At 35.8% G+C, this 13,144-nt stretch carries 14 protein-coding genes; 12 read left to right on the top strand and 2 right to left on the bottom strand.

The features are described from left to right. Nucleotides 1-12 precede the first annotated feature (12 nt). Entirely contained in the window at nt 13-507 is a 495-nt protein-coding gene (locus tag ACO5V7_RS00505) for a cupin domain-containing protein (RefSeq protein ID WP_485484643.1), read from the bottom strand. Nucleotides 508-623: 116 nt separating this feature from the next. Here ACO5V7_RS00505 and mgtE point away from each other — a divergent pair, with 116 nt between their 5' ends. The 5 genes from mgtE (at nt 624) to ACO5V7_RS00480 (ending at nt 6,600) form a co-directional block, all read left to right on the top strand. After that, entirely contained in the window at nt 624-1,955 is a 1,332-nt protein-coding gene (mgtE, locus tag ACO5V7_RS00500) for a magnesium transporter (protein WP_455041156.1), read from the top strand. 50 nt (nt 1,956-2,005) lie between these two features. Further along, entirely contained in the window at nt 2,006-3,835 is a 1,830-nt protein-coding gene (gene lepA / locus ACO5V7_RS00495) for a translation elongation factor 4 (RefSeq protein ID WP_485484642.1), read from the top strand. A gap of 59 nt (nt 3,836-3,894) precedes the next feature. Then, on the top strand, nt 3,895-5,250 hold the full coding sequence (locus ACO5V7_RS00490) for an MATE family efflux transporter (RefSeq protein WP_485484641.1): 1,356 nt from the start codon (nt 3,895-3,897) through the stop codon (nt 5,248-5,250). Between the two features lie 107 nt (nt 5,251-5,357). After that, nucleotides 5,358-6,245, top strand: a complete 888-nt coding sequence (gene scrK / locus ACO5V7_RS00485) for a fructokinase ScrK (protein WP_485484640.1) — start codon at nt 5,358-5,360, stop codon at nt 6,243-6,245. A gap of 121 nt (nt 6,246-6,366) precedes the next feature. Beyond that, nucleotides 6,367-6,600 (top strand): YneF family protein, encoded by a 234-nt coding sequence (locus tag ACO5V7_RS00480; RefSeq protein ID WP_005605509.1) that lies wholly within the window; start codon nt 6,367-6,369, stop codon nt 6,598-6,600. 55 nt (nt 6,601-6,655) lie between these two features. Here ACO5V7_RS00480 and ACO5V7_RS00475 read toward each other — a convergent pair whose 3' ends face one another. Continuing rightward, nucleotides 6,656-7,285 carry a lysophospholipid acyltransferase family protein gene (locus tag ACO5V7_RS00475; protein ID WP_485484639.1) on the bottom strand — a complete coding sequence of 210 codons (630 nt, stop codon included), beginning with the start codon at nt 7,283-7,285 and terminating at the stop codon, nt 6,656-6,658. Between the two features lie 137 nt (nt 7,286-7,422). On the opposite strand from ACO5V7_RS00475, the gene ACO5V7_RS00470 reads away from it, so the two are divergent. The 7 genes from ACO5V7_RS00470 (at nt 7,423) to nrdH (ending at nt 13,094) form a co-directional block, all read left to right on the top strand. After that, nucleotides 7,423-8,715 carry a hypothetical protein gene (locus ACO5V7_RS00470; RefSeq protein ID WP_485484638.1) on the top strand — a complete coding sequence of 431 codons (1,293 nt, stop codon included), beginning with the start codon at nt 7,423-7,425 and terminating at the stop codon, nt 8,713-8,715. Between the two features lie 186 nt (nt 8,716-8,901). Next, nucleotides 8,902-9,672 carry a 30S ribosomal protein S2 gene (gene rpsB / locus ACO5V7_RS00465; protein WP_039848780.1) on the top strand — a complete coding sequence of 257 codons (771 nt, stop codon included), beginning with the start codon at nt 8,902-8,904 and terminating at the stop codon, nt 9,670-9,672. Nucleotides 9,673-9,786: 114 nt separating this feature from the next. After that, nucleotides 9,787-10,668: a translation elongation factor Ts gene (gene tsf / locus ACO5V7_RS00460; RefSeq protein ID WP_288294656.1), complete on the top strand. Its 882-nt coding sequence runs from the start codon at nt 9,787-9,789 to the stop codon at nt 10,666-10,668. Between the two features lie 77 nt (nt 10,669-10,745). Beyond that, nucleotides 10,746-11,468 carry a UMP kinase gene (gene pyrH / locus ACO5V7_RS00455; RefSeq protein WP_070445197.1) on the top strand — a complete coding sequence of 241 codons (723 nt, stop codon included), beginning with the start codon at nt 10,746-10,748 and terminating at the stop codon, nt 11,466-11,468. A gap of 3 nt (nt 11,469-11,471) precedes the next feature. Next, nucleotides 11,472-12,032, top strand: a complete 561-nt coding sequence (gene frr / locus ACO5V7_RS00450) for a ribosome recycling factor (RefSeq protein ID WP_298646048.1) — start codon at nt 11,472-11,474, stop codon at nt 12,030-12,032. 53 nt (nt 12,033-12,085) lie between these two features. Further along, complete coding sequence (locus tag ACO5V7_RS00445) at nt 12,086-12,730, top strand: thermonuclease family protein (RefSeq protein WP_485484637.1); 645 nt, start codon at nt 12,086-12,088, stop codon at nt 12,728-12,730. Between the two features lie 127 nt (nt 12,731-12,857). Then, a complete protein-coding gene (nrdH, locus tag ACO5V7_RS00440; protein WP_485484636.1) occupies nt 12,858-13,094 on the top strand; it encodes a glutaredoxin-like protein NrdH in 237 nt (78 codons plus the stop codon). Nucleotides 13,095-13,144: the final 50 nt, after the last annotated feature.

Genomic DNA, 13,144 nt, shown 5'->3' with positions numbered 1-13,144 from the left:
TTCTTTTTTTGCTTATTTTGTAATGACAGCAAGACGACGAATGATTTCTTCGTGTTCCGCATACTTTTCTAATAATTCATCTTGAGTATAGAGTATAAAATCTTCGTATTCAAAACCTGGTGTAACGCTACAACTCACAATCGCAAAGTTTTCTTCGTTGTCCGATTCAATGGTAGATCCAAAGACGACTCCTGCAGGAACGATGAATTGAAGTTTTTGACCTTCTCCTGGCCCAATTTCGACTGCTTCGTAAGAACCATCAGGGTGAATCATATGCACGGTTAACGCATGTCCGTAGTGATAGTACCAGATTTCATCGGACGAAAGTAAGTGGAAGTGGGATGGGTTTTGATTCGTTAATAAAAACAGAATAGAGGTAGAAAGTGAACGAATGCGTCCATCAGGTAGTTTTACTGTTTCAACAGCTTTATACGTTTGTCTGAAATAACCACCTTCTACATGTGGTTCTAAGGCTAATTCTTCAATCCATTCTTCTTTCGTTTTCATAAGAGACCTCCTAAGTTATTTTCTTATATTATAGCGTAACTTTTTCTGCTTGTGAATTGTTGATAGAATGGTAATTATGCTATACTGGTACTATTGGAAAAGAAAGGAGAAGAGTCATGAAAGATAATATTGCACTTATTGTTTCGAATAAAGATGTTAAGAAAATAAGAGAGCTTTTTAATGAGAATTATCCGATTGATATTGCTTTGGCGTTAGAAGAAGTGGATGATGACGTTCTAAAGAATTTCATGTTCTCTATCTCAAATACTAGATTAGCTTCAATTTTAGAAGTTGCTGAACCTGATTTCCAATTACGAATGCTTGAGAAATTACCATTTAGACGTGTAATTTTACTTTTCCAGCAAATGTCAAACGATGATGTCGTGGATATTTTAGGAAATTTGCCAGTGGGAATTCGTAAACGTTATATCAAAATGATGAAGCAAAGTTCTCAAGATGATATTCAAACGATGTTAAATTACGCTCCGGATACAGCCGGGGGGATTATGACAACGGAGTACATTACGGTAAAAGAACACTTAACCGTAGAAGAAACTCTTTCTAAACTAAGAGAGATTTCTCCAAACTCAGAAATTATTAACATTATTTTCGTAACGAGTTTACAACGGAAACTAATTGGATGGATTGATATTCGTGATTTATTTACGCATGATTTAGATGAGAGTTTACACGATGTGATGCATACGAATATTATTTCCGTTTTACCAGAAGAAGACCAAGAAGAAGTTGCTCGTATTTCTACTAAGTATGACTTATCTGTCGTGCCAGTAGTCAATAAGCAAAATGTGTTGCTTGGGATTATCACAATCGATGATATCGTTCATGTCTTGCAAGAAGAACACCACGAGGATATGTTATTAATCAGCGGGGTTGAAGGAACTGAACGAATTGGTGGTCCTTTTAAAGAATCGATTCAAAAACGGACCCCTTGGCTATTAATTAACTTAATTACAGCCTTTATGGCGAGTGCGGTTGTCGGATTATTCCAGGATACGATTGAACAAGTCGTTGTTCTTGCAGTTGCGATGCCAATTATTACTGGGATGGGTGGAAACTCAGCTTCTCAAACATTAGCACTGGTTATTCAAGAGGTTGCAATTGGTCAACTAACATGGGAAAAAGACAAAAGGTATGTATTAAATGAAATCTGGCTTGGATTAGTCAATGGGATTATTACAGGGATTTTTGCAGCGATTGCACTCTACATCCCATATCAAAACTTTTTCTTATCGATTATCGTCATTTTAGCAATGGCGATGAACTTAATGGTAGGGGCGTTCTTTGGTTTCTTCGTACCTTTATTCTTAAAGAAACTGAATTTAGACCCGGCCATTTCATCGACGATTTTTGTAACAACAGCTACGGACGTATTAGGATTCTTTATCTTCTTATACTTAGCTGAATTGTTCTTGCCATTATTAATGTAGTTTGATAGAATAATTTGAATTTTATTGTAGTAGTGATTAAGGAGTTATTCATGAATTTAGAACAAATGAAAGAAAGACAAAAGCGTATTCGAAATTTTTCGATTATCGCGCATATTGACCATGGAAAATCTACTTTGGCCGACCGTATCTTACAAGCGACCGATACCGTTGCTGACCGTGAGATGCAAGATCAGTTATTAGACTCGATGGATCTTGAAAGAGAACGTGGCATTACCATTAAATTAAACGCTGTGGAATTAACTTATGATGCTAAAGATGGCACAGAGTATATCTTCCATTTAATTGACACGCCAGGGCATGTGGACTTCACTTACGAAGTTTCACGTAGTTTAGCAGCTTGTGAAGGTGCCATTCTTGTAGTAGATGCTGCTCAAGGAATTGAAGCACAGACTTTGGCAAATGTATATTTAGCAATTGATAATGATTTAGAAATCATTCCTGTTATTAATAAAATCGATCTTCCTGCGGCAGATCCTGAACGCGTACGAACAGAAATTGAAGATGTTATTGGTATTGATGCTAGTGACGCGGTTTTAGCGAGTGCTAAAGTGGGGATTGGTATTCCAGAAATTTTGGAACAGATTGTAGAAAAAGTACCTGCGCCTACTGGTGATATTGAAGCACCCCTACAAGCGTTGATTTTCGACTCTGTCTATGATGCGTATCGCGGGGTTGTACTAAATGTCCGTATTCAAAACGGGATTGTAAAACCTGGCGATAAAATTCAATTGATGAGTAATGGAAAGACTTTTGATGTAGTTGATGTTGGAATCTTCTCACCAAAACCAATCAGCCGTGATTACCTAATGGTTGGAGATGTGGGTTACATCACTGCTTCTATTAAAACAATTCAAGATACTCGTGTAGGGGATACGGTTACTTTAGCGAATAATCCTGCTAGTGAACCTTTAGATGGATATCGTAAAATGAATCCAATGGTATACTGTGGTTTATATCCAATCGATTCATCGAAATATAATGACTTACGTGATGCTTTAGAAAAATTACAATTAAATGATGCTGCGCTTCAGTTTGAGGCAGAAACTTCTCAAGCGCTTGGATTTGGGTTCCGTTGTGGATTCTTAGGATTACTCCATATGGACGTTATTCAAGAACGTCTAGAGCGTGAATTTGACTTAGACTTAATTACAACAGCGCCGTCTGTTATTTATCATGTACAAAAAACAGATGGTACAGAGGTGGTTGTATCAAACCCAGCTGAGATGCCAGATCAATCCAGTGTTCAATCGATTGAAGAGCCATACGTAAAAGCATCTATTATGGTGCCAAACGAATATGTAGGAAGCGTAATGGATATTTGTCAACGTAAGCGTGGTGTTTTTGTAACGATGGATTACTTAGATGAATACCGTGTGAATGTGATATACGAAATACCACTTTCTGAAATTATCTTTGATTTCTTTGATTCGTTGAAATCAAGTACTAAAGGATATGCATCATTGGATTATGATTTAATCGGTTATAGACCAAGTAAGTTAGTGAAAATGGATATCATGTTAAATGGTGAAGTTGTCGATGCTTTAAGTATTATTGTTCATAAAGACTTTGCTTATGGACGTGGTAAAGCCATCACAGAAAAATTAAGAACTTTAATTCCACGTCAGCAATTTGAAGTTCCTATTCAAGCGGCTATTGGAAATAAGATTCTCTCACGTACAAATATTAAAGCTCTCCGCAAAAACGTGCTTGCAAAATGTTATGGAGGAGACGTTTCTCGTAAACGTAAATTATTAGAGAAACAAAAAGAAGGGAAGAAACGTATGAAGCAAGTGGGGTCTGTTGAAGTTCCACAAGAAGCTTTCATGTCGGTTCTAAACTTAAACGAAGAAGAAAAATAATGAGTTGTAAAAAGGCGTCAGGTGCGCCTTTTTACTTTGAATTTGAAAGGAGATTATGAATGGATAAAGAACGTCAACATTTCTATCGGCAAATGCTTGCTATTGCAATCCCTGTATCTCTTCAAAACTTATTAACGTCTTTCTTAAATACATTAGATACAATAATGATTTCATCTCTAGGTGATGCGAGTATTGCAGGTGTTGGGCTTGCAAATCAAGTGTTTTTTCTATTCACGTTAATTTGCTTTGGGATTCATACAGGATCTGCAGTACTATTTTCGCAATATTGGGGAGTACGAGATACAAAGAAAGTTCAAGCAGTTAATCAAATGAGTTTACTGCTATCTACTGCAGTCAGTGTTGTATTTATGCTTCTCGGTATACTATTTCCTCAAGAAATCTTACGTTTATTTACTCAGGATCCGCTTGTTGTTCAAGCTGGAGGAGATTACTTACGAGTAGCGGCTTTAAGTTATGTATTTACAGCTTGGAGCTTTGCGATGACAAATGCACTTCGTACGACAGGAAATCCTAAAGTTCCTCTAGTTGCCACCATTTGTAGTTTTATCACAAATGCTTTCTTTAACTATGTTTTTATCTTTGGTAAGTTTGGGGCACCTGCACTTGGAGTCGTTGGAGCTGCAGTTGCGACTTTAATTGCTCGTATGGTTGAAGTGGGTGTTCTCTTTGCAGTTGTGAGTTTTTATAGCGGACCAATTCATTTACCAATTGGACGTTATTGGTCTAAAATTTCAAAAGGTTTTTGGATGAGTTTTTGGGTAACAACATTCCCAGTCATTGTCAATGAAACTTTTTGGGCATTAGGACAAGTCTTTTATAGTGCGGCTTACGCAATGGTAGGAACTCAAGCAACCGCTGCTGTTCAAGTTGCCGTTGCTGTACAAAATCTATCGTTTATTTTAGTACGGGGTGTGGGTAGTAGCTGTAGCATTATGTTAGGAAACCGAGTGGGACGAAATGAACTGGAACAAGCTCAACAGGAAGCGAAACGCTTTTTAATTATTTCTCTTGTTATTGGAGTAATCATTGGAGCTATTCAAAGTTTAACACCTCAATGGACTTTATTAATGTTTGCTGATTTAAGCCCAGAAGTATTTGAACTTGGGAAGCAATTACTTCAAATTATGGGGATTATATTTGTATTTAAAACCTTAAATTCTATTATTTTTGTCGGTATTTTACGTGGTGGAGGCGATACTCAATACGGTATGAAACTTGAAATGGCTTGTGTGTGGTTAGTTGGCGTTCCGTTAGCATTACTTGCAGCGGCAATTTGGCATTTTCCAATACAACTGGTCGTTATCTGTGCCGGAGCCGAAGGACTATGTAAAGCCGTAATTGGATTAAAACGTGTCTTCTCTGGAAAATGGATTCATCGTTTAGTTGAAGAATAGTTTTATGATTAAAAAAGAAGGCGAACCTTTTTATTTTTAGGCTCGTCTTCTTTTTTTAGAGTGAAATATGATACAATAATAAAAAATAACTGAGGAGCTAAAGGCTTATGACAAATTTATATGGAAGCTTAGAAGCTGGGGGTACAAAGTTTATTTGTGCAGTAGCTGATGAAGAATTTAAAACAGTTGAGGAACTTCAATTTCCAACGACAACTCCGCAAGAAACATTAAAGAAAACGGCAGATTTTTTTGCTAAGTTCAAAAATCTAGCAGCGATTGGAATCGGATCATTTGGACCAATTGATGTAGATCCAAAATCGAAAACATATGGCTATATCACAACAACCCCAAAACCAAATTGGGCAAACGTGGATGTGGTCGGAACATTAAAGAAAAGAGTTGATATGCCTATCTATTTTACAACTGATGTAAACAGTTCTGCGTATGGAGAAGTCTATGCTCGTAACAATCGTGGGGAAAATATTGAAACGCTTGTCTATTACACAATCGGTACTGGAATCGGTGCGGGTGTAATTCAACGAGGAGAATTTATTGGAGGCACCAGTCATCCTGAGATGGGACATGTTTATGTTTGTAAGCATCCAATCGATGTTGCTAATAACTTCGATGGTGTTTGTCCTTTCCATAAAGGTTGTCTTGAAGGTCTTGCTGCTGGTCCAAGTTTAGAAGCACGTACTGGAGTTCGTGGAGAACATATTGATATTGCTAGTTATGTTTGGGATATTCAAGCGAGTTATATAGCTCAAGCAGCCATTCAAGCAACACTAACTTTCCGTCCTGAAAAAATCGTATTTGGTGGTGGAGTAATGGCTCAAAATCATATGGTGGAACGCGTTCATCGCATTTTTGAGGAATTACTAAACGGATATGTACCAACACCACCAGTGAAGGATTTTATAGTAACGCCTGCCGTTGAAAATAATGGATCAGCTACATTAGGAAACTATGTGTTAGCGAAAAGTTTAGTTCAATAATTTTCCAAGAATCTTTAATTTATGAAATTAACTAATGGAAACTTTACCGCGAGGCTTTTCATTTTCTTCATAATTTAGTACAATAGTTAAGGATACACATATTGAAGGGAGAGAAAGCCAAATGTCAACAGGAGCATGGATTTTAATCGTGATTCTTGCTGCAATCGCAGGTGCGATCGGTGGTTTCTTTATCGCACGTCGTACAATGATGAATTACTTCGCAGAAAACCCACCATTTGATGAAGATATGATTCGTAGCATGATGACTCAAATGGGTCAAAAACCATCAGAACAAAAAGTTCGTCAAATTGCTGCTTCAATGAAAGCACAAGCTAAAAAAAGAGCTAAAAAATAAAGATAAAAACCATCGGAGTATTCCGATGGTTTTTATCGTGATACCGTATACGGTATCACGTTATTTTTTTTACTGGTAATTCATATACATAATTTGGATCAATTTCTTTATCAAGTTCGTCAAATTTTTGGATAAGCACTTGATCGTAATTAGCGATTTCTTCTTTTGTTAGTTTTTGATCTGCGATATAAATTGGTTCACCAATTCTCACATGCATTTTTTTACGTTTGAGAATGTCTTTTAAACTAAGTGGACCTTGATAGACCATAGGTACAATCGGTGCTTTAGCAAGACGCGCAATGGTTACTGCGCCGCCTTTCATTTCATTTGAGTACCGTGTTCCAGTTGGAAAGATAACAAGGGCTTTTTGATTCTCTTTAATTTGCTGCACAGGATACTTAATCGCGCTTGGTCCTGGCTTATCTCGGTTTACAGGGAATGCTCCAAGTTTTTTTATAAACCAAGCGAATGGTTTGGGCTTAAATAACTCCTGTTTTGCCATTAAAACAAGTGGTTGAGGATATACTGCAATGGCCATCATAACGGGATCTAACCAAGATCGATGGGGTGCTACCAGTACGTAACCCGTATTTTTTGGTAATTTTTCTCTACCTTTGTAGTCAGCAAAACCGTTTAATAGAACTAACAGTCCACGAACAATCCAAATCGTGATTTTATAAATCATAGTTTTCTCCTTTTAAATTTCTGTAAGATTAGTATGAAATAATTCACGTGTTTTTGCAAGTTGAATCTATTAATGATTTTGTAAGGTTTTCTTTACGGTATGATATAATCCTTATAGGAAGTTATGGAGGTCTGCGTATGAAAGAGGAAAAGATTAGTTTTATCAAACTTTCTTTAGTACTGTTAGGGTACTTTATTTATAATATTTTGTATCATATGGTTTACTATTCGTCTGGTCTCGCACTATTTGTGTTGTTACCTTTCTTTCTTATAGATTTTCTTATTATCTTTTTCGGTAATTACTTTTTACTACGTGACCAAATGAAGATTCATTCTGATTTTAACGAGAGTAGGGAAATGCGATTTCTTAGTTCGATTCAACTAGGGTTGGCGTTGATTGGTTTATTATTACAGATATCGGGTATTTTTACCGGCGAGTTATTTCTAGTCAACTATATTTCTCATTTTGAGATTACGGCTGGTATCTGTCTTATTTATTCGGTCATGTTCATCATTGGTCTAGTACAAAAAATAAAAATAAGTAGAGATTATGAGTCTATTGCAAAACTAAGTGTATTTTTTGGGATTCTTTTAATTCTTTTCTCTAATGTCACTCTTCTTCAAAATAGATTTGCCTCGATATCTTATGCACGGGGAAGTCTACAACAATCATTTAAAGAGATTGGACTAAAAGGATCAGTTACTATTGAAGAGAAAAAGCATGTTATTGAGCCAAATGGAGAAACTTTGACAAAACTCACATATGAGGAAAAATTATCAGATGGGACTAACTTAACAAAGAACCTTACAGCTGTTGAAAAAGATTTAAACCGTTATGAAAATGAATACAAAGAGGATAAGCTAGATTTCCTTCAAAATGACCTTTCCGAAGAGGAGAAGACTCTCTTCAATCAAATAAATTACAGACATTTTCATTTTTTATTAAATTTGTATCGCGAGAATGGAAAAATAAAAAACTTAGTAATGAAATTTAAGGAAACCGTTCATGAAGCTTTAGGAGTTAACCTTTTTGAGAAAAAATTATCAGAGTTAGTGCCTACTAATAAGGGGAAATTAAATAGTGCTCTTTTATCTAAGGCGATTTTAAATCGTGAGAATGGAGATACGGATGCTGCAGGGTTCTATAATATAGACCCAGTAGAATTAATGAACTCTAAACTTGTTTATATGGTTACAGAGTTAATTTTTTATTCAGACTTAAATTCAAAATTAGATGATCGTCAGAGTAGTCCATTAGATTATTTTAAAGAAAAACTAACCTCTATGACTAAAGGAAGCTTTGTAGACGGGATTTATAAATTCAGTGGAAGTGTATTGGTAAACGGAAAGACACAGGATATTATTAGTACTTTCGTGGTAGAAGATGGGATTGGACATTTTGAAAAAGATACTATTAAAGGAAAAGAGTGATGTTATATGTACAAAAACAATAGAATTTTCTTGCATTCAAACGGTTTATCATGTACAATCATTGATGGTGTAAAAACCAAATGAATTCACACCTAATTGGATGTTAAGATTGGTGCTTCTTTTAGAAGAGGTCTTATCGCTGAAAATTGGGGAGGAAAATAAAAACCAAATTGGAGGAAAACAAAAATGGCAGTTATTTCAATGAAACAATTGTTAGAAGCTGGTGTACATTTCGGTCACCAAACACGTCGCTGGAACCCTAAGATGAAGAGATACATCTTCACAGAAAGAAATGGTATCTATATCATCGACCTACAAAAAACTGTTAAATTAGTGGACGATGCATACAACTATATGCATGAAGTTGCTGAAAACGGTGGTATTGCATTATTCGTTGGTACTAAAAAACAAGCACAAGATGCTGTTAAAGACGAAGCAATCCGTTCAGGTCAATACTACGTTAACCATCGTTGGTTAGGTGGTACTTTAACGAACTGGGATACAATCCAAACACGTATCAAACGTTTGAAAAAAATCAAAGAAATGCAAGAAGACGGCACTTTCGAAGTATTACCTAAAAAAGAAGTTGGTATTCTACTAAAAGAATTAGACAAACTTGAAAAATACTTAGGTGGTATTAAAGATATGCCACGCATTCCTGATGTAATGTTTATCGTTGACCCTCGTAAAGAACGCATTGCTGTTCAAGAAGCTCACAAATTAAACATTCCAATCGTTGCTATGGTTGACACAAACTGTGATCCAGATGAAATTGATGTTGTTATTCCATCAAATGATGATGCTATCCGCGCGGTTAAATTAATCGTTGCTAAAATGGCTGATGCATTCATCGAAGGTAACCAAGGTGAAGACGTAGCAGTAGACGTTGAAGACTTAGATAAAGATACTTCATTAGAAGATATCGAAAAATTAGTTGAAGGCGACAACGCTGAATAATCACTAACTGTTAAGCTGTTTGAATCAGAAAGAGGCGAAATAGACTTTTCAATTCAAACAGCTTTTTTAAAAAGTTCATAAAAATTTTAAAGCAATTTATAGGAGGAATTGAGAATGGCTCAAGTTACAGCTCAATTAGTAAAACAATTACGCGATATGACTGGCGTAGGTATGATGGATGCTAAAAAAGCATTAGTTCAAGTTGAAGGAGATATCGACAAAGCAGTTGATTTCTTACGTGAAGCAGGATTGGCAAAAGCTGCTAAAAAAGCAGACCGTATCGCTGCTGAAGGGATTACTAATGTATTAGTAGAAGGAAACCGCGCAGTTATCTTGGAAGTAAATGCTGAAACTGACTTCGTTGCTAAAAACGACAAATTCCAAGCATTAGTTAAAGAAGTTTCTGAAGCAATCTTAAAAGCAAACCCTGCTACATTAGAAGAAGCATTAGAAATCGAAACGGCTAACGGAAAAATTTCTGATGTTATTGCTGAAGCTACTACAGTTATCGGTGAAAAAATTACGTTACGTCGTTTTGAAATCGTTGAAAAATCTGATGCAGATGCTTTCGGTGCTTACTTACACATGGGCGGACGTATTGGTGTGTTAACAGTTGTTGAAGGTTCTACAGATGAATCAGCAGCTAAAGATGTTTCAATGCACATCGCTGCAATCAACCCTAAATATATTGACCGTTCACAAGTTTCAGAAGAAGAATTAGAACATGAAAAGAAAGTTCTTACTGAACAAGCATTAAACGAAGGTAAACCAGCTAACATCGTAGAAAAAATGATCGCTGGACGTTTAAACAAATTCTTAGCTGAAATCAGCTTAAACGATCAACCATTCGTTAAAGATCCTGATCAAACAGTTTCTAAATTCGTTGCTTCTAAAGGCGGAAAAGTTAAATTATTCCACCGTTATGAAGTTGGTGAAGGTTTAGAAAAACGTGTTGATAACTTCGCTGAAGAAGTAATGGGACAAGTTAGAAAATAATTATTGTTAATGTTAGGGAATATGGTAGACCACTACCCGATATTCCCTTTTTTTATAAAGATTAAGGAGACAAAGCAATGGTTGAACCAAAATATAAACGTGTTGTTTTAAAATTAAGTGGTGAGGCATTAGCAGGCCAAGCGGGCTTCGGAATTAACCCACCAACAATTAAAGAGGTTGTTAAAGAGTTAAAAGAAGTTCATGATCTTGGTGTTGAAATTGCAATTGTTGTCGGTGGTGGTAACATCTGGCGCGGAATTACTGGTGAAGAAGTTGGTATGGAACGTGCTCAAGCAGACTATATGGGAATGTTAGCTACTGTAATGAACGCTCTTGCACTTCAAGATGCTTTAGAAAACGTAGGAGTTCCAACACGTGTTCAAACTTCTATCGATATGCGCCAAATTGCTGAACCTTATATCCGTCGTAGAGCTGTTCGTCACCTTGAAAAAGAACGTGTAGTTATTTTTGCTGGTGGTACAGGGAATCCGTACTTCTCAACAGATACAGCCGCTGCTTTACGTGCTGCTGAAATTGAAGCAGATGCAATCTTAATGGCGAAAAACAATGTAGATGGTGTTTATAGTGCTGATCCACGTGTAGACGTTAATGCGAAGAAATACAATGAATTAACACACTTAGATGTTATTCAAAAAGGCTTAAAAGTAATGGATACGACTGCAAGCTCACTTTCTATGGATAACAATATTCCATTAGTGGTGTTTAATTTAAATGAACCAGGAAATATTAGACGCGTTGTATTAGGGGAGAACATTGGTACAACAGTTAGGGGGAAATAGGATATGTCAACTAGTGAAATTTTAGCTCATACAAAAGAGCGTATGAAAAAATCTGAAGATGCGCTTCAACGTGAATTAGGCTCAATCCGTGCTGGACGTGCGAACGCAAGTCTTTTAGACCGCTTAGAAGTGGAATACTATGGAGCGTTAACTCCAGTAAACCAATTAGCTTCGATCACAGTTCCAGAAGCTCGTATGCTTTTAATTACACCTTATGATAAATCTTCATTAAACGATATTGAACGTGCAATTTTAATGAGCGATATCGGAATCACTCCAACAAGTGATGGTTCTGTTATTCGTTTAATTATTCCGCAATTAACTGAAGAACGTCGTAAAGAGCTTGCTAAACAAGTAGGTAAAGAAGCTGAGAATGCAAAAGTAAGCGTACGTAATATTCGTCGTGATGCAATTGATCAAGCGAAAAAAGCTGAAAAAGCAAAGGAAATTACAGAAGATGAATTACATACCTTAGAAAAGGACATCCAAAAAGTAACGGATGATAGTGTTAAAAACATCGACAAATTAGCAGCAAACAAAGAAAAAGAACTTTTAGAAGTTTAATTTGAATAGAAAAGGGGCTTTTGCCTCTTTTTTATTTATTAGGGAGGAACAAAATGACCCAAAAACAATGGAAAATGATTAGTACAATTATTTCAATTATTATTGTGGTTGTATTTGCTCTTTACAAGGCTTTTGGAGAGCAAAAGGCAACGAATAAATCAAATACTCATTCTTCTTCCAAAACCTCTCAGAATACGTCTAGTTCTTCTTTTATGGGAAAGAACTTTGATTATTTTGAAAGTATGAAAAAGTATCCTTTTAAATATGTGTACGGAGCTGACGGAGATACGTTTCATCTGAGTTATGAAGGAAAAGAGTTTAAAGTTCGTTTACTCATTGTGGATGCACCTGAAACTGCTAAGGAAGGAAAAGAGGCTCAACCCTTTGCTGATAAAGCTAAAGAAAGAACAGAAGAACTATTAAAGAAGGCTAAAAAAATTGAAGGAAGTTTTGACGTTGGGGATCATGCAGATAAGTACGATCGAGCGTTAATGTATGTTTATGTGGATGGTAAGTTACTTCAAGATATTCTAATTGAAGAAGGTCTTGCTAGAGTCGGTTATGCCTACGAACCCAATACAAGTTTATTAAAGCAATTCCAAGAAATTGAAAAGAAAGCAAAAAAACAAAAGAAAAATATATGGGAAAAAGAGGGGTTTGTAACGAATAAAGGTTATGATACCAGTGTTTATAAGTAATTTATGAAAAACTATATATTGTGTTGAAAACGGATATTGTATTTTCATAAGGACTATATATTGTATTTTGAATCAAAATGATGTATGATAACTTCTGTCAGAAAAAATAAAAAGGGGGAGAAGTAATATGTCAACTCGCAATATTATTCTTTATTCTAAACCAAATTGTATGCAATGTAATTTTACAAAACAATTTTTTGAAAATAACAATGTAGCATTCATTGTAAAAGATGTTTTCGAGTCAGAAGAAGCTTTAGCAGAAGTCAAGGAATTAGGGTTCCAATCTTTACCTGTGATTGTTGCTGATGGCGTTGAACCATTCTTTGGATTCCGTCCTGATCTCTTAGAAAAATTAGTGGGATAATTTTATCTTTATAAGGAAAAACACTTTTAGTAGAAAAACTACTAAAGGTG

It is taken from the genome of Granulicatella sp., from assembly GCF_057274575.1.
The sequence above is the reverse complement of the archived record's forward strand: the minus strand, read 5'-3'. Positions and strand labels throughout refer to the sequence as shown.